23 protein-coding genes and 2 pseudogenes are annotated in these 21,494 nt (G+C 73.4%); 12 read left to right on the top strand and 13 right to left on the bottom strand.

Going from position 1 to position 21,494, the window contains the following annotated elements; all coding sequences use genetic code 11:
* Positions 1-703: 703 nt before the first annotated feature.
* The gene (locus tag CFP66_RS26535) at positions 704-1,555 is read right to left on the bottom strand and encodes an NTP transferase domain-containing protein (protein ID WP_198961683.1); all 852 of its coding nucleotides are present in this window, start codon (positions 1,553-1,555) and stop codon (positions 704-706) included.
* Positions 1,556-1,648: 93 nt separating this feature from the next.
* Here CFP66_RS26535 and CFP66_RS26530 point away from each other — a divergent pair, with 93 nt between their 5' ends.
* Genes CFP66_RS26530 through CFP66_RS26515 form a run of 4 tightly spaced genes read left to right on the top strand, consistent with a single transcriptional unit; the run spans position 1,649 to position 5,105 of the window.
* Positions 1,649-2,977, top strand: coding sequence for an AI-2E family transporter (locus tag CFP66_RS26530; RefSeq protein ID WP_094927885.1), 1,329 nt, complete (start codon positions 1,649-1,651; stop codon positions 2,975-2,977).
* 49 nt (positions 2,978-3,026) lie between these two features.
* Positions 3,027-3,527 (top strand): ribose-5-phosphate isomerase, encoded by a 501-nt coding sequence (locus CFP66_RS26525; RefSeq protein ID WP_094927884.1) that lies wholly within the window; start codon positions 3,027-3,029, stop codon positions 3,525-3,527.
* Positions 3,527-4,429: an Fpg/Nei family DNA glycosylase gene (locus CFP66_RS26520; RefSeq protein WP_094927883.1), complete on the top strand. Its 903-nt coding sequence runs from the start codon at positions 3,527-3,529 to the stop codon at positions 4,427-4,429. The genes CFP66_RS26525 and CFP66_RS26520 overlap by 1 nt, the downstream gene beginning before the upstream one ends.
* Before the next feature lie 7 nt (positions 4,430-4,436).
* A complete protein-coding gene (locus tag CFP66_RS26515) occupies positions 4,437-5,105 on the top strand; it encodes an enoyl-CoA hydratase/isomerase family protein (RefSeq protein WP_094927882.1) in 669 nt (222 codons plus the stop codon).
* On the opposite strand, the gene CFP66_RS26510 is transcribed toward CFP66_RS26515, so the two are convergent.
* Positions 5,062-6,057, bottom strand: coding sequence for a YafY family protein (locus CFP66_RS26510; RefSeq protein WP_094927881.1), 996 nt, complete (start codon positions 6,055-6,057; stop codon positions 5,062-5,064). The genes CFP66_RS26515 and CFP66_RS26510 overlap by 44 nt on opposite strands.
* Positions 6,058-6,119: 62 nt before the next feature.
* On the opposite strand from CFP66_RS26510, the gene CFP66_RS26505 reads away from it, so the two are divergent.
* Both CFP66_RS26505 and CFP66_RS26500 read left to right on the top strand, forming a co-directional pair.
* Positions 6,120-7,277: an epoxide hydrolase family protein gene (locus tag CFP66_RS26505; protein WP_094927880.1), complete on the top strand. Its 1,158-nt coding sequence runs from the start codon at positions 6,120-6,122 to the stop codon at positions 7,275-7,277.
* The gene (locus CFP66_RS26500; RefSeq protein ID WP_158228226.1) at positions 7,274-8,359 is read left to right on the top strand and encodes a winged helix DNA-binding domain-containing protein; all 1,086 of its coding nucleotides are present in this window, start codon (positions 7,274-7,276) and stop codon (positions 8,357-8,359) included. The genes CFP66_RS26505 and CFP66_RS26500 overlap by 4 nt, the downstream gene beginning before the upstream one ends.
* A gap of 37 nt (positions 8,360-8,396) precedes the next feature.
* Here the strand turns inward: CFP66_RS26500 and CFP66_RS26495 are convergent, their stop codons facing one another.
* Positions 8,397-9,173: a hypothetical protein gene (locus tag CFP66_RS26495; protein ID WP_094927878.1), complete on the bottom strand. Its 777-nt coding sequence runs from the start codon at positions 9,171-9,173 to the stop codon at positions 8,397-8,399.
* A gap of 107 nt (positions 9,174-9,280) precedes the next feature.
* On the opposite strand from CFP66_RS26495, the gene CFP66_RS26490 reads away from it, so the two are divergent.
* Both CFP66_RS26490 and CFP66_RS48040 read left to right on the top strand, forming a co-directional pair.
* Positions 9,281-10,030 (top strand): HAD-IIA family hydrolase, encoded by a 750-nt coding sequence (locus CFP66_RS26490; protein WP_233159746.1) that lies wholly within the window; start codon positions 9,281-9,283, stop codon positions 10,028-10,030.
* Positions 10,031-10,080: 50 nt separating this feature from the next.
* Positions 10,081-10,233 carry a hypothetical protein gene (locus CFP66_RS48040; protein ID WP_158228225.1) on the top strand — a complete coding sequence of 51 codons (153 nt, stop codon included), beginning with the start codon at positions 10,081-10,083 and terminating at the stop codon, positions 10,231-10,233.
* Positions 10,234-10,240: 7 nt separating this feature from the next.
* On the opposite strand, the pseudogene CFP66_RS26485 reads toward CFP66_RS48040, so the two are convergent.
* Positions 10,241-10,741: pseudogene (locus tag CFP66_RS26485) on the bottom strand (GNAT family N-acetyltransferase); the annotation flags it as partial.
* A 36-nt stretch (positions 10,742-10,777) separates the two neighbouring features.
* Between CFP66_RS26485 and CFP66_RS50000 the strand changes: the two are divergent.
* Positions 10,778-10,948, top strand: a pseudogene (locus tag CFP66_RS50000) (TetR/AcrR family transcriptional regulator); the annotation flags it as partial.
* A gap of 155 nt (positions 10,949-11,103) precedes the next feature.
* Here CFP66_RS50000 and CFP66_RS26475 read toward each other — a convergent pair.
* The gene (locus CFP66_RS26475; protein WP_233159738.1) at positions 11,104-12,810 is read right to left on the bottom strand and encodes a PH domain-containing protein; all 1,707 of its coding nucleotides are present in this window, start codon (positions 12,808-12,810) and stop codon (positions 11,104-11,106) included.
* Positions 12,807-13,319: a PH domain-containing protein gene (locus CFP66_RS26470; RefSeq protein ID WP_094927874.1), complete on the bottom strand. Its 513-nt coding sequence runs from the start codon at positions 13,317-13,319 to the stop codon at positions 12,807-12,809. The genes CFP66_RS26475 and CFP66_RS26470 overlap by 4 nt, the downstream gene beginning before the upstream one ends.
* Positions 13,320-13,417: 98 nt before the next feature.
* Between CFP66_RS26470 and CFP66_RS26465 the strand changes: the two genes are divergently transcribed.
* The gene (locus tag CFP66_RS26465) at positions 13,418-14,017 is read left to right on the top strand and encodes a TetR/AcrR family transcriptional regulator (RefSeq protein ID WP_233159737.1); all 600 of its coding nucleotides are present in this window, start codon (positions 13,418-13,420) and stop codon (positions 14,015-14,017) included.
* A gap of 196 nt (positions 14,018-14,213) precedes the next feature.
* Here CFP66_RS26465 and CFP66_RS26460 read toward each other — a convergent pair whose 3' ends face one another.
* From CFP66_RS26460 to CFP66_RS26450, 3 genes are all read right to left on the bottom strand, one after another.
* On the bottom strand, positions 14,214-14,873 hold the full coding sequence (locus tag CFP66_RS26460) for an RraA family protein (protein ID WP_094927873.1): 660 nt from the start codon (positions 14,871-14,873) through the stop codon (positions 14,214-14,216).
* Positions 14,874-14,958: 85 nt separating this feature from the next.
* A complete protein-coding gene (locus tag CFP66_RS26455) occupies positions 14,959-15,354 on the bottom strand; it encodes a cupin domain-containing protein (RefSeq protein ID WP_094927872.1) in 396 nt (131 codons plus the stop codon).
* Between the two features lie 377 nt (positions 15,355-15,731).
* Positions 15,732-16,319 carry a TIGR03086 family metal-binding protein gene (locus tag CFP66_RS26450; RefSeq protein WP_094927871.1) on the bottom strand — a complete coding sequence of 196 codons (588 nt, stop codon included), beginning with the start codon at positions 16,317-16,319 and terminating at the stop codon, positions 15,732-15,734.
* Between the two features lie 229 nt (positions 16,320-16,548).
* On the opposite strand from CFP66_RS26450, the gene CFP66_RS26445 reads away from it, so the two are divergent.
* Positions 16,549-17,010: a hemerythrin domain-containing protein gene (locus tag CFP66_RS26445; protein ID WP_233159745.1), complete on the top strand. Its 462-nt coding sequence runs from the start codon at positions 16,549-16,551 to the stop codon at positions 17,008-17,010.
* Between the two features lie 39 nt (positions 17,011-17,049).
* Here the strand turns inward: CFP66_RS26445 and CFP66_RS26440 are convergent, their stop codons facing one another.
* The 3 genes from CFP66_RS26440 to CFP66_RS26430 form a co-directional block, all read right to left on the bottom strand.
* A complete protein-coding gene (locus CFP66_RS26440) occupies positions 17,050-17,751 on the bottom strand; it encodes a dihydrofolate reductase family protein (protein WP_094927870.1) in 702 nt (233 codons plus the stop codon).
* 106 nt (positions 17,752-17,857) lie between these two features.
* Positions 17,858-19,105 (bottom strand): RNA polymerase sigma factor, encoded by a 1,248-nt coding sequence (locus tag CFP66_RS26435; protein ID WP_233159736.1) that lies wholly within the window; start codon positions 19,103-19,105, stop codon positions 17,858-17,860.
* The gene (locus CFP66_RS26430) at positions 19,084-19,440 is read right to left on the bottom strand and encodes a YciI family protein (protein WP_143517383.1); all 357 of its coding nucleotides are present in this window, start codon (positions 19,438-19,440) and stop codon (positions 19,084-19,086) included. Before CFP66_RS26430 ends, CFP66_RS26435 begins: the two co-directional genes overlap by 22 nt.
* Before the next feature lie 177 nt (positions 19,441-19,617).
* Between CFP66_RS26430 and CFP66_RS26425 the strand changes: the two genes are divergently transcribed.
* Positions 19,618-20,625, top strand: coding sequence for an RNA polymerase subunit sigma-70 (locus CFP66_RS26425; RefSeq protein ID WP_094927869.1), 1,008 nt, complete (start codon positions 19,618-19,620; stop codon positions 20,623-20,625).
* A gap of 116 nt (positions 20,626-20,741) precedes the next feature.
* Here CFP66_RS26425 and CFP66_RS26420 read toward each other — a convergent pair whose 3' ends face one another.
* Positions 20,742-21,329 (bottom strand): dihydrofolate reductase family protein, encoded by a 588-nt coding sequence (locus CFP66_RS26420; protein ID WP_094927868.1) that lies wholly within the window; start codon positions 21,327-21,329, stop codon positions 20,742-20,744.
* Between the last annotated feature and the right edge of the window lie 165 nt (positions 21,330-21,494).

Here is a 21,494-nt window from a genome sequence, read left to right as displayed (position 1 = left end):
CCGTCCGCGTCCGCGGGATGCGCCACGAGCGAGACGTCAGCGGGGTTTGATCTCCAGCAGACCCCGCTCACGTCTCATTGATCATGCATCGGGCGCGTTCCGAACCCCGAGGTGGCCGTGATCAGCGGAAATGGTGCGAGGGCGACAGATCGAGCGTGCGGCCGGCTCGGGCCTCGGATGCCCGATGGTGATCGCTGCGAGAAGCACCTGACGTCGCCGCGACAGCACCCACGCACTGCTCGGACCGATCACCCGGCGTGATCGCCCGAGAAGTACGCCACTGTCGCAGTGACCGCTCGTAGGTACTGATCGGACTGATCAGCTGGTCGTGATCGCTCGAGAAGTACGCCATGGTCGCAGTGACCGCTCGTAGGTACTGATCGGACTGATCAGCTGGTCGTGATCGCTCGAGAAGTACGCCATGGTCGCAGTGACCGCTCGTAGGTACTGATCGGATCGATCAGCTGGCCGTGATCGCTCCGACAAGTACGCCACTGTCGCAGTGACCGCTCGCAGGTACTGATCGGAACGATCACCCGGCCCTTGATCGCCCCGAGAAGTACGCCACCGTCGTCGCACCCGCACCCAGGTGCTGATCGGATCGATCACCGCGGGCCGCCTTCCGACCGGCAGCGCCCGCGGCGCGGGTCGTGACCGGTTCGGCAACAGGCTCCATGTGGACGGCAGGTCCCGAACCTGCCGATCAACCCCCCGCGTCCGCCGACAGGAACGCGATCGAGTCGCCCGCCACCAGCGGGGTCTCGGGGTCGCGGGTGATCTGGTCGCCGTTGAGGGCCGCGACGACGTGCCGGTCCAGCGGCAGTTCGACGGCGGCGGCCGCCGCGCCCAGGGTGGCCGCGGAGACGGTGACGGGACCGTGGTGGCCGCGGGCGGCGAGGGCGCCGTAGCGCTGCACGGTGATCGAGGGCGCCGGACGTTCGCGGGCGGCGCGGTAGTCCTCGGGCTCGTTGATGTTGACGACCGACTCGAGCTGCGGGTCGAGCCCGCGCAGCCGGGCGTCGGCGAGCAGCTCCGCGTCGTCGGTGCGCCGGGTGCGGCAGCGCTCGAAGAGCTGTCCGAGTTTGAGCTGCCGGTCCGCGGCCATCTGCGCGAGCACCGGCGCGAGCGCGGTGCGGTAGACCGCGGCGAGGGGCTGGCGGTGGCCGCGGGCGTGGGGGAGGACGGCGTCGGTGTCCGCGTCCAGCAGGCGGAGCACGCGCCGGGCGTAGGCCGGGTGCAGGAAGGGCATGTCGGTGGAGCAGACGAACGCGGCCTCGGCCCGGTCGGCGACGGCCGCGAGACCGGTGGCGATGCCCTGCACCGGCCCGAGCCCCTCGACGGGGTCGTCGACGACCGCGACGCCGTCCGGGAGCGGGGGGAGCGGCTGGCCGGGGGCGCGGACCACGACGACCGGACCCTCCACCGCGCGGGCGAGCAACCCGGTGGTGCGGCGCAGCAGCGTGGAGCCGTGCCACTCGAGCGCGGCCTTCGGCTGCCCCATGCGCGATGAGCGCCCGCCTGCGAGCACGATGCCGGCGATCGAGGAGGGCGTCACCCGGGCGATGGTAAACGCAATCCACTCGACGCCGATGTCTGGAAGCCTGGGGTGCGGGAAACCCGGGGTTGCCGGGGAGCAGAGGAGTTGGTCGTGACGACGAGCGGAACTCCGGAGCGGGGCCGCGGCACCGCGATCGGCGAGGGGGTCACCTGGGCTGCGCGGTGGAGCCTGCGGCTGGTCCTCGTCGCCGCGGGCGCCACCCTGATCTGGCTGCTCGTCGGGGCCTTGTGGTCGATCGTGCTGCCGGTGGTGCTGGCGGTGATCCTCGCGACGGTGCTGTGGCCGCCCACCGGCTGGCTGCGTCGCCACCGCTTCCCGCCCGCGCTCGCCGCGGCCACCGTGCTGCTCGCCGGCATGGTCGTGCTCGCCGGGCTCGTCACGCTGATCACCACGTCCGTGTCGGGCAGCATCCCGCAGATCGCGACGAGCGCCACCTCGGGCATCCAGGCCATCCAGGAGTGGTTGTCCGGGCCACCGCTCAACCTGGCGCGCAGCCAGCTCGACGAGGCCCTGCAGAGCGCCACGGCGCAGCTGCAGCAGAGCGTCTCCACCATCACCACCAGCGTGCTCACGGGTGTGGGGAGCGTGGCATCGGGCGTGGTCACCGCCCTGCTGACGTTGGTGCTCGCGTTCCTGTTCGTGAAGGACGGCCCGCGGTTCCTGCCGTGGGTGCTGGCGGTCGCGGGCGACGGCGCCGGCGGGCACATCGCCGAGGTCATGCGCCGGGTCTGGAAGACCGTCGGTGAGTTCATCCGCGTGCAGGCGCTCGTCGCCCTCGTCGACGCGGTGCTCATCGGGCTCGGGCTGGTCTTCCTCGGGGTGCCGCTGGCGATCCCGCTCGCGGTGCTCACGTTCCTCGGCGGCTTCATCCCGATCGTGGGTGCGCTGGTGGCCGGGGCGCTGTCGGTGCTGGTGGCGCTGGTCAGCAACGGTTTCACCACGGCGATGGTCGTGCTCGTGATCATCGTCGTGGTGCAGCAGCTCGAGGGCAACGTGCTGCAGCCGCTGCTGCAGGGCCGCAGCCTGCGCCTGCACGCCGCGGTGGTGCTGCTCGCCGTCACCGCGGGCAGCACGCTGTACGGCATCGCAGGCGCGTTCCTCTCGGTTCCGGTGGTGGCGGCCGCGGCCGTGGTCGTGCGCTACCTGGGGGAGCGGATCGACGCCCGCGCGAGCGGCGGGACGGCGCCGCACGTCGACCCGCCGCTGGAGACCGTGCAGGTGGTCGACAGCATGCCCGGGGCCCCCACCCCGGACGCCACCGTCCCCGACCCGGACATCCCGAACCCCGACGCGGACGGCGCGGGCCAGGACCTCGGGCCTCGTGCCGACGGCGCCACGGCGTCCGCACCCGATCCGCTCGAGCCCGACATCCCCGAGATGCGCGACGTGCGGCGGGAAGCACCTCGGGGGCAGGGCTGAGACCGGGCCCGCGCTGCGCACCGCCGGTGATGGGGGAGGATGACCCACCGTGCGCGTCTACCTCGGCTCCGACCACGCAGGCTTCGAGCTCAAGGCCCACCTGGTCGGCCATCTGACCGCGCTCGGGCACGAGGCGGTCGACGTCGGTCCGGCCGCCTACGACGCGAGCGACGACTACCCGCCGTTCTGCGTCGAGGCCGCGCGCCGCACCCTCGCCGACCCCGGCAGCCTGGGCGTCGTGCTGGGTGGTTCGGGCAACGGGGAGCAGATCGCCGCGAACAAGGTGGCGGGCATCCGCTGCGCGTTGGCGTGGAGCGTCGAGACGGCCACGCTGGGCCGCGAGCACAACGACGCCCAGGTCGTCGCGGTGGGCGCCCGGATGCACTCGCTGGAGGAGGCTGCCGCGATCGTCGCCGCGTTCGTCGCCACCCCGTTCTCCGGCGAACCGCGCCACCAGCGCCGGATCGACACCGTCGGCGAGTTCGAGCGCACCGGCGTGCCGCCCGCGCTGCCGCCCGAGCAGATCCCGGCCCCCAGCACCACCACCTGATGCCCGAAGGCCACACCCTGCACCGGCTCGCCGACCTGCACCGGCGCCGGTACGTGGGCCGGCCGGTGGCGGTGTCCAGCCCGCAGGGGCGCTTCACCGCAGGTGCGGCGCTCGTGGACGGCCGCGTGCTCGAGCGCAGCGAGGCGCGCGGCAAGCACCTGTTCCACCACTACGGGCCCGACCTGGTCGTGCACGTCCACCTCGGGCTGTACGGGCAGTTCGGCGACGAGCCGCGACCCGTCGAGCCTCCCCGCGGGCAGGTGCGGATGCGGATGGTGGGGGAGACGCACTACGCCGACCTGCGCGGCGCCACGGCGTGCGAGCTGATCACCGACGCCGAGGCCGAGGCCATCCACGACCGGCTCGGCGCGGACCCGCTGCGGCCCGACGCCGACCCGGACCGCGCGTGGGCCCGGATCTCCCGCTCCCGCGCCCCGCTCGCCACGTTGCTGATGGACCAGAGCGTGATCGCGGGCGTCGGCAACGTCTACCGGGCCGAGGCGCTCTTCCGGCACCGCCTCGACCCGCAGCTGCCCGGGCAGGACCTGCGGCGCATCGAGTGGGACGCGCTGTGGGCCGACCTGAAGGACCTGCTCGGCGACGGCTACCGCCGCGGCTTGATCCGGACGCTGCGCCCCGAACACGACCCGGTCGGCGCACCGGACGACGCGCCGGCGGGTGCGCAGCGCTCCAGTTCCGAGGAGGAGGGCGGCGGGAGCGCCCGGCGCGTCTACGTCTACCGCCGCACCGGCGAGCCGTGCCTGGTCTGCGCCACACCGGTGGCGCACGCCGCGCACGCCGCCCGCAACCTGTTCTGGTGCCCCACCTGCCAGTCCGGGCGCAAGCGCGGCCGGCGGGCCCGCGCACCCGTGCCCGGGTCGCGCGCCGACCGAGAGGAGTGAGCGGGCCGTGCACCTGTCGAGCGTCGATGACTGCACCCGCATCCGGACCCACCGCGAGGACGGGATCCTGACGCTGACCCTGGACCGTCCCGAACACGGCAACGCCGTCGACGACGACCTGCACTCCGAGCTCGCGCAGGTGTTCGCGCTCGCCCGCGCCGACGACTCGGTGCGGGTCGTTGTGCTCACCGGGGCGGGCCGGTCGTTCTGCCTGGGCACGGAGAGCGGCGTTGCCACCCCGGGCATCGGTGCCGTCGTCGACACCTTGCTCGATCTGGACCAGCCGCTCATCGCGGCCGTCAACGGAGACGCGTTCGGGGTGGGCGCGGTGCTCGCGACGCTCGCCGACGTCGCGTACGTGGCGGCCTCGGCCCGCATCGGCGCCGGCGACGGCCCCACCGCCCGCGACGACACCGCCGCGGTGTGGCCGGCGATCGTGGGCGTCAACCGCGCGAAGTTCCTCGTGATGAACGGGGAGACGCTCGCGGCCGCGCAGGCCGTCGAGTGCGGGCTGCTGCACCGCGCCGTGCCCCACGGCACCGCCCTGCAGGCGGCCCGCGACCTGGCCCGGCAATGGGCGGCGCAGCCGCCGGCGGCGCTGCAGCGCACCAAGGCCGTGCTGAACAGGCACGTCAAGGCGGCGGTGGCGACGGCCCTGTCCACCCGACCGGAGTAGGAGCCGCCGCGCGCAGGTACCGCTCACCCAGCGCACGGAGGTGCGCGACGAGCTCGGGCGGGTCGAGCACGTCGAAGTCGACGTCGAGGAAGCCGAGGTAGACCGCGAGCACCGGGAGCGTGTCGGCGCCCGTCCGGAACTCGCAGTGCGCGTCGTCGAGCGGCGTGAGGGTGCCCATCGCCGGGGTGATGCGCCCGGCGACCGCCGCGGCGGGTGCGTGCAGCCGCACCCGCGCCCGGTGCTGCCACATCGCCGCTCCCGCACCGCGGGTGACGTACCCGGCGATGTCGGGATCCGGAGGCTCGCGCGGCACGAACCGCGGCCCGGTCGGGATGCGCGGGATCGTGCGGTCCACGCGGAAGGTGCGCCAGTCGTCGCGGTCGAGGTCCCAGGCGACCAGGTACCACCGCCTGCCGGTGTGCACGAGCCGGTGCGGTTCGGTGTCGCGGCGGGTGACGGCGCCGCCGTGGTCCGCGTAGTCGAAGCGCAGCCGCTGGTGGTCGCGGATGGCGGTCGCGATCGCGGTGAGCACCTCGGCCGCCACGGTGGGCCCGGCGCCCGGCACCGGCACCACGGCCTGCGCCAGCGTCCTCACTCGGTGTCGCAACCGCGACGGCAGCACCTGCTCCAGCTTCGCGAGCGCGCGCACCGAGGTCTCCTCGATCCCGCCGACCGTGCCGCTCGCGGCCGACCGCAGACCCACGGCCACCGCGACGGCCTCGTCGTCGTCGAGCAGCAGCGGGGGCAGCGCGGCGCCGGCGCCGAGCCGGTAGCCGCCGGTGCGCCCGGTCGTGGCGTCGACGGGGTAGCCGAGCTCGCGGAGCCGCTCGACGTCGTTGCGGATCGTGCGCGTGCTCACCTCGAGCCGCCGCGCGAGCTCGGGTCCGGTCCAGTCGCGATGGGCCTGCAACAGGGAGAGGAGGCGGAGCAGCCGGGCCGAGGTCGGCAACATCGGTCGATTCTGACAGGAAACGAGGAACGAACTCTTCCGCATTGCCTCCTACCGTTCCTGGTATGGAGATCACCCCGTTCCGCATCGACGTCCCCCGGACCGCGCTCGACGACCTCCGCGACCGGCTGGCCCGCACCCGCTGGCCCCGCGAGCTGCCCGGCGTCGGCTGGGAGCGGGGCACCCCGGTCGGTTACCTGCGTGAGCTCGCCGAGTACTGGCGCGACGGGTTCGACTGGCGCTCCCAGGAGCGGCGGCTCAACGAGTTCCCGCAGTTCACGACGGAGATCGACGGCCAACTGATCCACTTCCTGCACGTCCGCTCACCCGAGCCGGACGCGCTGCCGCTGCTGGTCAGCCACGGCTGGCCGAGCTCGGTCGTCGAGTTCGAGAAGATCATCGGCCCGCTCACCGATCCGCGGGCGCACGGCGGCAACCCGCGCCAGGCGTTCCACCTCGTGGTGCCGAGCCTGCCCGGGTTCGGCTTCTCCCCGCCCGTGACGACCACCGGGTGGGGCCTCCCGCGCACCGTCGGCGCCTACGCCGAGCTGATGCGCCGGCTGGGCTACGAGCGCTACGGCACCCAGGGCGGCGACATCGGCGCCGGCGTCGCCGGGATGCTCGCCGGTGCGGCGCCGGGCGCGGTCGTCGGGATCCACATGAACGGTCCGACGAACTTCGGCCCCGCCCCGGACGAGGCGACACTCACCGACGTGGAGAAGCAGCGTCTGCAGCGCGCAGCCGAGTTCGACGCCCACGGTTCGGGCTACCTCACGCTGCAGGCCAACCAGCCCTCGACGATCGGCGTCGCGCTGCACGACTCGCCGGTGGCGCAGCTGGCGTGGATCGTCGAGAAGTTCCAGGCCTGGACCGATCCGGCGAAGGGGCTCCCCGAGGACGCGGTCGACCGTGACCAGCTGCTGACGACGGTCACGGCCACCTGGCTCAACGGTGCGGGCGCGGCGTCCGCGCAGTTCGTCTACGAGAGCATGAACGGGCCGCACGCGTGGTCGCTCGGGGAGGACGCGCCACAGGTGTGGGACGGTCCGGTGGTGCCGACCGGGGTGGTGGTGTACGCCGCCGACTTCTCGATCCGGTCGGCGATCGACCACGGCAACGTCACGCGCTGGACCGAGCACGCGGTCGGGGGCCACTTCCCGGCGATGGAGGTGCCGGACCTGCTGGTCGACGACGTCCGCGCGTTCTTCGCGGACCTGCGGTGACGTCCGGTCTCCCGCTGCTCGGGCAGCGCGCGCTGAACCGCGCGCTGCTCGAACGCCAGCTGTTGCTCCGGCGTGCCGAGGTCGGCGTGCCCGACGCGGTGGCGCACCTGGTGGCCGTGCAGGCGCAGGTGCCGGACGCGCCGTACCCGGGCCTGTGGTCGCGCGTGGCCGGGTTCGACCCGCACGACCTCGGCCGCCGTGTGGCGGAGCTCTCGCTGGTCCGGATGCCGTCGCTGCGCGCCACCATGCACCTCGTGACGCCGGACGACGCGCTCGCGCTCCCGCCGCTCGTCAAGCCGCTGCACGAGCGGGTGTTCCGGGCCAGTGAGTACGGGCGTGGGCTTGCCGGGCTGGATCTCGCCGACGTCGTCGCGGCGGGGCTGGAGCGGCTGCGCGAGCGGCCGATGATGGCCACCGAGCTGGGCCGTGAGCTGGCGGTCCGGTGGCCGGGGCGCGAGCCCGTGCACCTCGGTGCCGCCGTCGTCTACGGGGCGCCGCTGCTGCAGGTGCCGCCCCGCGGGGTCTGGGGGCGCACCGGTCGGGCGCGGCTGGCCGAGGTGGGCGCGACGCTGGGCCGCCCGATCGCCACCGACGCCTCCCCCGACCGGTTGGTGCTGCGCTACCTGCGCGCGTTCGGCCCGGCCGGCACGGCCGATGTGCGGACGTTCACCGGTCTCGGCGGGATCCGCGAGGTGGTGGACCGGCTCGACCTGCGCCGCTTCACCGACGAACGCGGCCGCACGCTCTACGACGTGCCGGACGGGCCGTTGCCCGATCTCGACACCCCCGCACCGCCGCGCTTCCTCGGCGAGTTCGACAACGCGCTGCTGGGCCACGACGACCGCACCCGGATCCTCGCCGCCGAGCACCGTTCCCGGGTACTGTTCAAGCCGGTGCGCCCGCTGCTGGTGGACGGGATGGCGGCCGGCATGTGGACCTCCGGACCGGACGGGCTGGTCGTCCGCCCGCTGGCGCCGCTCTCCGATGCGGCCGCGGCCGAGGTGGTGGCCGAGGGCGAGCGGATGCTGGACGCGCTGTGGCCCGATGCGGAGCGGGCGGTGCGCTTCGAGGCGCCCGCTTGACCGGTGTGCCGAGCGGCGCCGCCTGACCAGGCCGTGGTCAGAAGTCGCCGAACCCGCCGTCGAAACCCCCGTCGAAGCCGCCGCCGTCGAACCCGCCGTCGCCCATGCCGTCCCCCATGTCGGCGCCGACGTCGCCCTGCGCGTCGTCGCCGCCCACGCCGGTGTCGTCGTAGCCGGCGCCGTCGGAGAACCCGTCGGCGTAGGCCACGCCCGCCATGCCGGAGAACATCGTGCTGAACAGCAGGGCCGAGCCGATGCCCCAGGCCCCTGCGACGAGCGCGGGCCGCCACCAGGGCTCGGAGTACCAGCCCTGTGGCACCGGGCGCCCGGCCACCGTGCCGCCGGGGTAGTAGTGCGAGTTGCGCTGCGAGGGCTTCGGCGAGGCGCTGTAGGCGTGGCCCTCCACCTCGACGTCACGTTCCTCGCTGACGGCGCCCGCGCGCTGCTGGCCGGGCAGCGCCGGGAGCTCGGGCCCGGGGTCGATGCCCATGGCGGTGCGGGCGGCGCGCACGTAGTAGAGACCTTCGTGGGCGGTCTCGGTGACCTGCCGCGCCTGGGCCACGCTGGCCGCCTGTTCCATCTGCGAACCGGCGGCGTTGTAGCGCTCCGCGGCGTCGGCGATCGCCTGCTTGGAGGCATCGTCGGTGCCCACCAGGTTGAGCACCTGGCCGCCGAGGCGCTCCACCCAGCGGCGGGCCTCGGACTTCGCGTCCTCCAGCTCCCGCGCCCGCTCCGCCGTGCGCTGGCGCACCAGCCAGACGGCGCCCACCACGATGAGGGCGAGGACCACGATGGTCACGACCGTGCCCGTCACTCGAACCACTCCCTACGACTCACCCGGGTCAACGCATGTCAGCGGGCCGGCGTTCCCCCAAGCTAGGCTCCCCGGTCGTGGCCGACCCGAAGCCGATCGAGTGCTGGATGACCGACATGGACGGCGTGCTCGTCCACGAAGGGCGGTTGATCCCCGGTGCGGACGTGTTCATCGCGCGGCTGCGCGAGACCGGCAGACCGTTCCTGGTCCTCACGAACAACTCGATCTTCACCCCGCGGGATCTCCAGTTCCGCCTGCGGACCAGCGGCATCGATCTGCCGGTCGAGTCGATCTGGACCTCGGCGCTGGCCACCGCCACCTTCCTGGACGACCAGCGCCCGCAGGGCAGCGCGTACGTCGTGGGGGAGGCCGGGCTCACCACCGCGTTGCACGAGATCGGCTACGTGCTCACCGACAACGCGCCCGACTACGTCGTGCTCGGGGAGACGCGCACGTACAGCTTCGAGGCGGTGACCACGGCGGTCCGGCTCATCCGCAACGGCGCGCGGTGGGTCGCCACGAACCCGGACCCGACGGGCCCCTCGCGCGACGGCGTGCTGCCCGCCACCGGCGCGGTGGCCGCACTGATCAGCCGGGCCACCGGGGTGGACCCCTACTTCATCGGCAAGCCGAACTCGCTGATGATGCGGGCCGCCCTGAACCGGCTGGAGGCCCATTCCGAGACCACCGTGATGATCGGCGACCGGATGGACACCGACATCATCGCCGGTCTCGAGGCCGGGATGCGCACCGTGCTCGTGCTCACCGGGATCACCCAGGCCGAGGAGGTCGAGCGCTTCCCGTACCGGCCCAACCGGGTGGTGGCCTCGATCGCCGACCTGGTCGAGGAGGTCTGAGTCCGGCGCGTGTCCCGAGAATGACAGAGGTGTGATTTAGCATCTCCGACATGGACACGACGATCACGACCGGCTGGTGGGGTTGCACCGGGTGCGGCGTCGAGGCCGAGCTGCCAGTCACGGCGACGGCAGGCTGCGAGGTCCCCTGCCCGGACTGCGCGCAACCGATGACCGAGAAGTGGCTGTGGGAGGCGGCGGCGTAGCCGCTCCTCACAGTTCGAGCTCGTAATCCTGGCCCAGGAGCTCTGCGCCGAAGCTGTGGTGCGGCTCCTGGGCCACGAGCCGGAAGCCCGCGGCGAGGTAGATGCGGCGAGCGGCGGCGAGCACGTCGGTCGTCCACAGCCGCATGCGGGCGTAGCCGCGCTCCTGCGCGAACGCGACGCAGGTGTCGACCAGGCGGCTGCCCACGCCGTGGCCGCGGGCGTCCGGGTGCACGAGCAGGATGCGGAGCTTCGCCGTGCCGGGCTCCCCGCCCGTCACGCAGAACACGCAGCCCACACGCCTGCCGTCGAGCTCGGCGATCCAGGCCCGCTCGCGCGCCGGGTCGTGGTCCGTGGCGAAGTCGGCCACGATCCGCGCGACGTGGCCCTCGAACGAGGCGTCCCAGCCGAACTCCGCGGCGTAGAGCTCGCCGTGCGCGAGTACCACCCAACCGAGGTCGCCCGGTTCGCCGAGCTGCCGGATCCGCACGTCGCCCATCGTGGGCCCCCTTCTACTGAAACGACTGTTTCAGTAGACACTGTCCGCATGCCTGCCGATCCGCAACCCCCTTCCGTGCGCCGGGAGGAGCTGCTGGAGCTCGCCTACGCCTACGTGCTGCAGCACGGGATGGCCGGGATGTCGCTGCGGCCGCTCGCCGAGGCGGTCGGGTCGAGCCCGCGCGTGCTGCTCTACCTGTTCGGCTCCAAGGACGGGCTGGTCCGGGCGCTGTTGGGCCGCTCGCGCGCCGAGGAGCTCGCGCTGCTCGCGGACGTGCGTGCGGCCGGCGGCGGGCCGGCCGAAGCCGTCGACCGGCTCTGGGAGTGGCTCGCCTCCCCGCAGCGGCGCGACCTGCTGCGGCTGTGGGCGGAGGGCTACGCCCGCTCGCTCGTCGAGCCGGACGGGCCGTGGGCCGGGTTCGCCGTCCAGGGCGTGGAGGACTGGATCGCGCTGCTCGGGGAGGTGCTGGGCCCCGACCACGACCCGACGGCCGTGCTCGCGACGTTGCGTGGAGCGCTACTGGACGTGCTGGCCACCGGCGACGTCGAGCGGACCACGGCCGCGGTCCGCCGGTGCACGGCCTCGCCGACCGGCTCGAGGAACGGCACCAGCAGCCCGGGGACGGTCGCGGCCGCCAGTTCGAGCCCGTCGTCCGAGCCCGCGTCGGGCACGGCGTAGGCGCCCGTTCCCGCGGCCGTCGTCGCGATCACGGTGACCAGGTGCGCGCGCCGCTGGAAGATCGACTGCCGGAACGTCCAGCCGATGATGCCGCCGCGTTGCAGCGCCACCGTGGTCCGCCGGACGCTGCCGCTGCGTGTCACGAGGTACCGCTCGCCGAGACCGTGGCCGAGGCTGCGGTAGGCGTCGAGGGCCAGCACGACGGCGACCGGAACGAGCACGACCGCGCTGATCCAGGCGATGTGCAGGAGCACGTCGGTGAGCAGCGCGCCGAGGAGCACCAGTGGCGCCTCCACCACCACGACGGCGCCCAGGGCCCACCGCAGCCGCCGGCCCCGTGCGGCGGTGGGATGCCCGGTCAACCGGACGGCGTCGGTGGGCGACACCGCCTCGCGCAGGACGGTGGCGGCCACGCCCTGGGCCACGGCGCGCGGCGCCGCGGGCAGGAGCGTGCGGCGGTCGGTCTTGTCCTCCTCGGGCTTCGCCGATCCCAGGCCGGTGGCCACGGCGTCGACGCGGGCCGCACCCGCCAGCCGCACCCCCAGCGGCTCGACGAACTCGACACCGCGCAGCCGCGCCTCCTCCACCGAGATCGAGCGGGTGGTCAGCAGCCCGCGGCTCACGTGCAGCGTGCCCGGTTGGCGCTCCAGGCGGTAGTTCCACCACATCTCGACCCACAGCGCGAGGGCGGCGACCGCGCCGACCACCAGCGCGATCACGGTGAGGACCGCGATCATGGCCACGATGGGGACTCCGTGGAACAGGCTCCCCACCCACGCGATGACGCCTTCCTCCAGGCCGAACCACTCCGACACCTGCAGTGCGCCGGCGAACGCGCTCGCACCGAGAACGGGCGCGAGGAACGACATGGGCGCGTAGCGGATCCAGGCCGGGTCGAGCGCGGCGAGCACGCCGTCGGCGGGCGCGGTCGTGTGCGCCCGGTCCAGCAGCTCGCGGCGCAGCGCCGCACCCGCCGCCGCCGGCACCGGTCGGAGCGCGACCGACCCCTCGCCCGCGCCGGACTGCTCGCCCGTGCCGACCCGGACGGCCACGAGCCCGAAGGCGCGCAGCAGCGGGTCGGCCGTGACGTCGACGGCGCGGATGCGGTCGCGCTGCAGCGACCGGTGCGTGGCGACGAGGATGCCGGTGCGCAGCTCGACCCGGCCCGGTGTGATCCGGTAGCGCGTGCGACGCCACCGGACGAGGTCGAGGACGCTCGCCCCGACCACCAGCAGCACCGTGGCCGGTAGGACCCACAGCAGGGCCGTGCCGGCCGAGGTGTTGCGGGCGATGCTGATCCCGATCGGCAGTCCGGCGGCGATCGAGCCGCCGAGCGCCAGCAGCGCCGTGACGGCGACGGTCCGCCGGTCCAGCTCCTGCCAGCCCTCCTCGGGGGTGCTCACGTGGCGTCCCCGGGGACGGCCTGGGTGGTGGCGGTGAGCCGCTCGGCGAGCTCGGCCGCCACCTCGTGGTCGAGCCCCTCGATCTTCAGGGCTCCCTTCGCCGACGCCGTGGTGACCGTGACGGTGGCGAGCCCGAAGCGCTGCTCGAGCGGGCCGCGCTGGGTGTCGACGGTCTGGATGCGCGACATGGGCGCCACCCGCCACTCCTGCCAGAAGTAGCCGGAGCGCGTGTACACCGCGACGTCGGTGACCTCCCACCGGTGCAGCCGGTACCACCAGCGCGGCAGGGCGAGCGCCAACGGCAGCCCGACGAGCAGAATGATCGCGGCGGGCAGCAGCAGCCAGAACCGTGCAGGCGGGATCAGCAGTCCCAGCACGGCGAGCACGACCACCGGGGCGGCGACCACCAGCCCCACGGAGGTGCGCCACCAGCTCACCGCCCTCGGGTCGACGGGGTGGCGCGGCGGTCGTAGCCGCAGCTCACCGGGCCGGCCCGTGGTCGTCGTCATCTCTCCCCCTTGGTAATGCGATCGCACCGTATAACGTGGGGAGGGGCGTTGCAATGCGGATGCATGGCAACGGGCGGGCTGCATGGCGAAGGAGGACCGTGCCCAGGAAGGTCGACCATGATGCGCGCCGGCGGGAGATCGCCGACGCGCTGCTGCGGCTCGCCACCACCGAGGGCCTGGAGTCGGTGAGCCTGCGACACGTCGCGGCCGAGGCCGGGATCTCCATGGGAGCGGTGCAGCACTACTTCCGGAGCAAGGACGACATGCTCGCCTTCGCCTTCGAGTACCAGTCGCAGCGGCACGGGCAGCGGATCGCCGAGAAGCTGGGCGCGGCGGGCCGCCCGCCGACCGTCCGGGAGATCCTCCGTACGACGATCATGGAGGTCCTGCCCACCGACGAGGAGAGCCGCGCGGCCTGGCTGGCCGGCATCGCGTTCTTCATCCGCGCCATGTCGGACGCCCGGATGGCCGCGGTGGTGGCCGGGGGCGGGCCGAAGCTGATCGAGTTCTTCGCCGAGCACCTCGACCGCGCGCGCAGCGCGGGCGAGCTCCCGAGCGGCGTCGACCCGCGGCAGGAGGCGACCATCGTCTGGGCGCTCATCGACTCCCAGGCCACCGCCATCGTCCTCGGTGGTCGCACCGCGGCGGAGGCCGTGGACACCGTCGACTACCACCTCGACCGGCTCTTCCGCGGCTGATCCCCGGACTCACACGCGTGCCCGGCCGGGCCTGACCCCACGCCGGGCGATGATCGCCGCGACCCGTACGCGGTGGTGCTACGAACCGCGCTGGTGTGCGGCTCGGCCCTTCCCCGCGATCATGCGGGCCGGCTGCCCGGGCGCCGGCGGCGAGAGGATGTTCAGCGTGGGAACGTGCCGGCCATCATGGCGGGGCTCAGGGCTGGAAGCGGAACGTGCTCGGCTCGCCCGCGGCCACCGCGCGCAGGTGCTCGGCGGCGTTCGTGACCTCGTGCAGGCTGCGCCCGCTGCCCACCGCCGCGGCCACCTCGGCCTCTACGCGCTCGATCTCCTCCGCCCGCTCCAGCGCCGCCGCGACCCGCTCGGGCGGGGCGATGAGCAGCCCGTCGTCGTCGCCGAAGACGAGGTCACCGGGCTGCACCTCGACGCCGCCGAACCGCACCGGAACCTGCACGACCGCCGGTCCGGCCGCCGGGCCCGCGGCCGGTGTCGTGCCCCGGGCGAAGACCGGCAGCCCCACGCGCCGCAGCCCGCGCAGGTCCCGGCACCAGCCGTCGACCGCGATCCCGGCGAGGCCGCGCCGACGGCCCTCGGTGGCGAACAGCTCCCCGGACGCCGCGAGCGGGCTGCCGTCGGTGGCCGCCACGAGCACCGTGCCGGGCCCGGCCTGCCCGATGGCGTCGATCATGCCGAGCAGGTCGCCGTCGGAGCGCACCGTGAACGCCGTGCCGACCAGCGTGACGTCGGGCAGCAGCGGACCGATCGCCGGATCGCAGACCGGCAACGTCTTGTCCGCGTCGCTCAGCGACGACACCTGCAGCCGCGCCAGGCGCCGGACCAGCTCGGCGATCTCCATCGATGGGCCTCCGTTTCCCGCAACCGTGCAACGGGCGCCTCCGACCGGGAAGCCCCGCCCGGCGACCGTACCGGTGATCACCGCTCTACGTCAGCGCGTGCCCGGTGGTGCTGTCGACGTGCCCGGGCACCTCGCCCTCGTGCCGGTCGCCGGTCGTGGAGGTGCCGCCCGGTTCGAACATGAGGATCGAACCGCCGGGAGAGGACGGCTTGTGCTCGGTGCCCTTCGGCACGACGAACGTGTCGCCGCGGTGCAACACGACGGTGCGTTCGGTGCCGTCGGCCTCGCGGAGCGCGACGTCGAAGCGCCCGTCGAGGACCAGGAAGAACTCGTCGGTGTCCTCGTGGACGTGCCAGACGTGCTCCCCGAGGGTGTGGGCCACCCGCACGTCGTAGTCGTTCATCCGCGCCACGATCCGCGGGCTGTAGACCTCGTCGAACGAGGCGAGAGCGGTGGTGAGGTTGATCGGGTCGGTGGCCATCGCCCCAGCGTCGTCGTCCGTGCGGGGGACGTCTTGTACGAAAATCGACCCGTCGCCCGGGGCTCGTCGACGACAACCGGGTGAACCGGGTTTGGGACAGACCCGGTTCTGTCTACCCAGTGCTCAGCGCGGAGCTCCGGCAACGGGCACTGCGACGCCGGCCCGGCCGCCGAACCGCCCCCCTCACGGTTCGTCGGCCGGGCCCCGGTGTTTCCGCACACGGCCGCGACACGGCCGCACCCGAACCCCGACTCGCGGGGTTCGGTGCCTCCCCCACCCCGCGAGTCGGGGTTCGGGTGTGCGTGTGTCGCGCTCGAGTGCGTCCAGGACGTGATGGGTGCCGGGCGTCAGGTGAACGCGCCACCCGTCGGGGCCCGTCACGGCCTGCGGCCGAGGTAGGCGGCCAGCCGGGTGTAGACGTCGGCGTCGACGGGCGCCGGCACGACCGGCCCGAATCCACCCTCGTCGCTGCGCGCCTCCGGCGGCGCGAACTCCGGGAACGCCTCGAGCGCCCGAGCGGCGAGGTCGGGGTCGAGGTCGGCGACCCGGCCGGTGGCGTGCGCGAGGTCCCAGGAATGGACCGTGAACTCGTGCGTGTAGGCGTCGAGGACGGCCCGGCCGGGCAGCGTGGCCCACGGCAGGGTGATCATGCGGTCCAGCGTCTCGTCGTCGGCCCACACCCGCTCGACCTCGGCGCGGGCCCGGCCGACCGCGCCGGCCCAGCCGTCGTCGTCGATGCCGTGGACCACGTCGGGTGCCCCGCGCACGTCGGCTCCGGCGCCGACGCAGGCGAGCTTGTGGAGCACCGCGACCACGTGCCCGAGCAGCGCGCGGACGTCGTAGTCGGCGCAGGGGGTGCGGTAGCTCAGCTCGCCGGGGGACACGGCGGCGACCTGCCGCTCGGCTTGATCCAGCGCGCGGGCGAAGAGCGGACGTGGATCACGGACCGGTAGCACCGTCGTCATGCCCGGGAAGCTACGAGCGCACCCCGACGATTCCGGTGGAGGTATCGGCCGGGGGCGGTGTTGGTTAGGGTCGTTGCCAGCGTCGCGTGCCGGTGACGGGCTGCGTCAGGCATGGAGGCGCCGAAGTCGTAAGGACGGTTGCAGCCATTCCTGCTGCTCCTGCTCGTGACACCACCATCCCTGACTCCCCACGATCTGCCGGCGGTCGTGAGGAGGGGGTCCGTTGAACGTGCAGCGCGTACGCGCCTGGGGCGCGGAGATGCGCGAGGTGCACCGGAAGCTGCGCGCGGCGCTGGCCCTCGCGCGCGAGGCCGTGGAGGACGAGGGCGAGGCGGACCTGTCGGCCGGAGACCCGCTGCTGTACTGCTGGGGCTTCTGCGCGGCCCTCGATGGCCATCACCGCAGCGAGGACGGGGGCTTGTTCCCCCGCCTCGTGGAGCTGCGCCCCGACCTCGCCCCCGTGATCAGCCGGCTGCGCCAGGACCACAGCATGATCAACCATCTGATCGGCGAGCTCCAGCACGCCGCGAAGAACGGGGCGGGCACGGAGGAGAAGCTGCGTCACCTCGACGGTATCGAGGCCGTGATGGAGACCCACTTCCGCTACGAGGAACGCAAGCTCCTCGACGTCCTCGACACGGTCGACGACGACACGGCGAGCCCGACCGAGCTGTACGGGCCGCTCGCCTGAACGGCGCCGCCCGACGGCCCGGCTCCGCGTCCGCCAGGATCAAGAAATGGCCGTGGGGCCGCCGCCCCTGCCCCGGTCGTCGAGGAGGAGGGGGGCGCGGCCGGTCACCTCGTAGCGGATGTGGGTGACGTCGGGGGCGTGGACGACCCGGGACGGGACCAGTTCGATGCCCTCCTTCTCCTCCAGGTCGAGGTCGGTGTCGAGCAGGCGCATGCCGGTGCCCAGCACGACCGGCACGATGTGGAGCTCCAGCTCGTCGAGCAGGCCTGCGCGCAGGACCTGCCGGACGAACGTGCCACCGCCCGCGACCGCCACGTTCTTGCCGCCCGCTGCGGCGCGGGCCTGCTCGATCGCGCTCGCGATGCCGTCGGTGACGAAGGTGAAGCTGGTCCCGCCGTCGCGGTGCAGGGTTGCGCGGGGGCGGTGGGTCACGACGAAGACCGGGGCCCGGAACGGGGGCTCCTCTCCCCAGGGCGCCTCGCCGCCGTCGAACATCCGCCTGCCCATCACGTACGCGCCCGCCGCGGCGAACGTCTCGGCGATGATCTCGGAGTTGGCGTCGTCCACCCCGCCTGCGAAGCCCTGCCGCTCGCGCCAGGCCATCGCGTCGGTCGCCCAGCGGGTGACGCGGAAGAACCCGGCGGCCTCCGCCGACTCCATCCAGCTCCCGTCACCGGTGTGGGCGGGACCTGCGTAGAACCCGTCCAGCGACACCGACATCTGCGCGGTCACCTTCGTCATCCCTGATCACCCCTGCGTCTCGTGCCGGGCACCTCGGCCGGTGCCCGTTCGCGGGGGGATCGGAGCCGTCAGGTGCGCCTTCGACACCCGCCGTGCGTGAGCTGGGTCACTCCAGCCGGGCGGCGCGTTGCCGCAGGAAACGCTGCTCGGGACCGCTGCCGGCCAGGTGTGCGGCCTCCCGCCACACCCCGGCAGCAGCGGCACGGTCTCCGGTCCGCTGCAGGAGGTACGCCCGCACGGCGAGCAGCCGGTGGTTGCCCGCAAGGGGGCCGGAGCCCAGTTCGGCCAGCAGGTCGAGGCCGGCCTGCGGGCCGTGCACCTCGCCGAGCGCGACCGCCCGGTTGAGCGTCACGACCGGGCCGGGTGCGAGCCGTTCCAGCAGGTCGTACAGGGCGAGGATCTGCGGCCAGTCGGTGGCGGTGACCGACGGCGCCTCCGCGTGCACCGCGGCGATGGCGGCCTGCACCTGGTAGGGCCCGATCGGTTCCTCGGCGAGGCTGCGGGTGATCAGCGCGGTGCCCTCGGCGATCGCGGTGCGGTCCCACCGGGTGCGGTCCTGCTCCTCGAGCGGTACGAGCTCGCCGGCGTCCCCGGTGCGGGCCGGACCGCGGGCCTCGGTCAGCAGCATCAGCGCGAGCAGCCCCGTCACCTCGCCGGACCGGGGAGCCTGCTCGTGCAGGCGGCGGGTCAGGCGCACCGCCTGCTGGGTGAGGTCGACCCGGCGCAGGGCCGGGCCGCTGCTGGCGCTGTAACCCTCGTTGAAGATCAGGTAGAGCACGTGCAGGACCGCGGCCATCCGCGGTTCCCATTCGGGCCCGGCCGGCATCGCGAACCGCGCGTCCGCCTCGCGCAGCCGCTGCTTCGCCCGCACGATGCGCTGTCCCATCGTCGGCTCCGGCACGAGGAACGCGGCGGCGATCTCCCCGGTGGTGAGCCCGCCGACCGCCCGCAACGTCAGGGCGACCTGCGCGGACGGTCCCAGCGCCGGGTGGCAGCACAGGAACAGCAACTCCAGCAGATCGTCGCGGGCAGGCTCCGTGTCCGGCGACGGCGCGACGAGCGCGTCCCGCGGGGTCGCCTCGACGGTGGCGGTCTCCCGCCTGCGCCGGGCCGCGTCGGCCCGCACGTGGTCGACGTACCGGCGGGCGGCGACCGTGATCAGCCAGCCCGCCGGGTGCTCCGGCGGCCCGTCCGCCGTCCATGCCTCGACGGCCGTGATCATGGCCTCCTGCACCGCGTCCTCGGCCCGGACGAAGTCGCCGTAGCGGCGCACGACCGCCCCCAGGACCTGCGGCGCGAGATCGCGCAGCAGGCCGGCGATGCCCTCGGGGCTCAGCGGCCCATCAGCGGCCACATCTCCAGCCCTCCGCGATCGGTCCCGCCGAACCCGAGCGCCGGGTACGACCGCGCGATCTCCAGCGCCCGCTCCTCGCTGTCGACGTCCAACACGGAGTAGGAGCCGACGTGCTCCTTCGCCTCCAGGTACGGCCCGTCGGTGACGAGCGGCCCGTCCTTGGAGGCGCGGATCGCCCGCGACCGCGTCTCCAGGCCCTGGCAGTCCACGAGCTCACCGGTGGCGCGCAGGCTCTCGTTGAACCCGTCGACCTCGGCGATCAGCGCCTCCAGCTCGCCGGCGGGCAGGCTGTTCCAGATCTGCTCGTTGCCGTAGATCAGCATCAGGTACTTCACGTCAGCTCCTTCGCGGTGTGCCCGGGGCCGCCGGTGCCCAACCTAGACATCGACGCCGAGCCCCATCTCAGTGCACGACCACGTCCACGGGGACCGGAGCGGCATCACCGATCAGAAATCCTGGGCCACGTCGTCAGTTCTGGTAGCCCCCTCGCACCGCTGGAAGGATCGATGACCATGACCGAGGCCCGACCGCTGGGCGCCGACGAGGCCGCGTTCCTCGCGGCGGCCCGCGCTGACGACACGGCGGGGTTCGCACTCCTCACGGAGCGCCACCGGCGTGAGCTGCAGGTGCACTGCTACCGGATGCTCGCGAACTACGAGGACGCCCAGGACATGACGCAGGAGACGTTCCTGCGAGCATGGAACAAGCGGGAGTCGTTCAAGGGCCACGCCGCGCTGCGGACCTGGCTCTACCGGATCGCGACGAACGCCTGCCTCGACCTCCTGGAGAAGCGGGCCGGCCGCACACCCGTGCCGTCCGAGCTGCCGGACCCCGGCTCCGAGGTGCTGTACCTGCAGCCCTACCCCGACCGGATGCTCCCCGAGGACCCGCAGGAATCGGCGGTGGCGCGGGAGACGATCGAGCTGGCGTTCATCGTCGCCGTCCAGCACCTGCCGCCGCGGCAGCGGGCGGTGCTCATCCTGCGCGACGTCCTCGGCTGGCCGGCGTCGACGACCGCCGACGCCCTCGAGCTGACCGTCGCGTCGGTGACCAGCGCCCTGCAGCGGGCCCGTGCGACGATGCGCGAGCAGCTGCCCGACCGCCGCCTCGACTGGCGGAGCCCCGCCACCCACGAGCTGTCGGACGACGAGCGCGGCGTGGTGCAGTCCTACATCGACGCCCATGAGCGCAACGACCTCGACGGGCTGATGTCCCTGCTGCGCGACGAGCTGCGCTTCGCGATGCTGCCCGGCATGGGCACCGTGCTCATGACGGCCGAGGAGGCGGTGGACGGCTGGGTCTCCGGTGGGCTCTTCCAGCGCGGCCACGATGATTGGCGCGGTCTCACCACGACGGTCAACCGCATGCCTGCCGCCGTGCTGTACCTCCGCACCCCCGACGCCCCGGAGCACCGGTTGTTCGCCGTCGCGGTCCTGCACGTCGTCGACGGGAAGATCGCCGAGCTCACAGGCTTCGACGCCACTGAAAAGCCATGGCTGGGCCTGCCCCCGACACCGTGATCAGCTGAACGCCACCGCCCCGCCGGCATTGCCGGCGGGGCATCTTCACGCCCTCATGGCCGTGGGTCACGGTGAGCTCGCGACCCAGCCTCACGAGCCGAACAGCTGGCCCGTGCTCATCGCCTCGTCCGGTATCGGGCCAGCACCACGCCGTCGGGAAACGTTCGCGTCTCCACGAGGTTCAAGTTCACCCAGCTGTCCAGCGCCGTGAAGAACGGCGTGCCGCCGCCCACCAGGACCGGGTGGGTGACCACCGCGTACTCGTCGATCAGCCCGGCCCGCATGGCCGCGCCGGCGAGCGTGGCGCCGCCGATGCCCATCGGGCCACCGTCCCCGGCCTTGAGCCGGGTGATCTCGGCGACCGCGTCGCCGGTGACCAGACGGGTGTTCCAGTCGACCTCGTCGATCGTCGAGGAGAACGCCACCTTCGGCGTGTCCCGCCAGTTCCGCGCGAACTCGATCTCCGCCGGGGTGACGTCGGGCTGCTGGTCGCCGGTCGGCCAGTAGGAGCTCATCGTCTCCCACAGCTTGCGTCCGTACAGCGACATCTCGTGCGCCTGCTCCTGGTCGAGCCACCACTGGAACAGCTCGTCGCTCGGCCCGGCGTGCGCGCCGGCGTCGCCGGCGCTCCAGCCGATGTCGTCGCCGGTCGCGGCGATGTAGCCGTCCAGGGTCACGTTCATGCCGAAGATCAGTTTCCGCATCGTGCAGCCTCCCGTGGGTAAATCTCACACGTACAGACGGGGGCGGCGCGGAAACCTGATCGGTGTGCGGTCAGTGTCCGCAGGTGGTTCCCGCGTTCCGAACCGGGTCGACACCTGAACCAGCGGTCGTCGTCGGAGCGCGCGTTCAGCGTTTCAGGAGGCGGG

Origin of the sequence: Pseudonocardia sp. MH-G8 (assembly GCF_002262885.1) — a bacterium.
In the GTDB taxonomy this organism is placed as follows: domain Bacteria; phylum Actinomycetota; class Actinomycetes; order Mycobacteriales; family Pseudonocardiaceae; genus Pseudonocardia.
The sequence above is the reverse complement of the archived record's forward strand: the minus strand, read 5'-3'. Positions and strand labels throughout refer to the sequence as shown.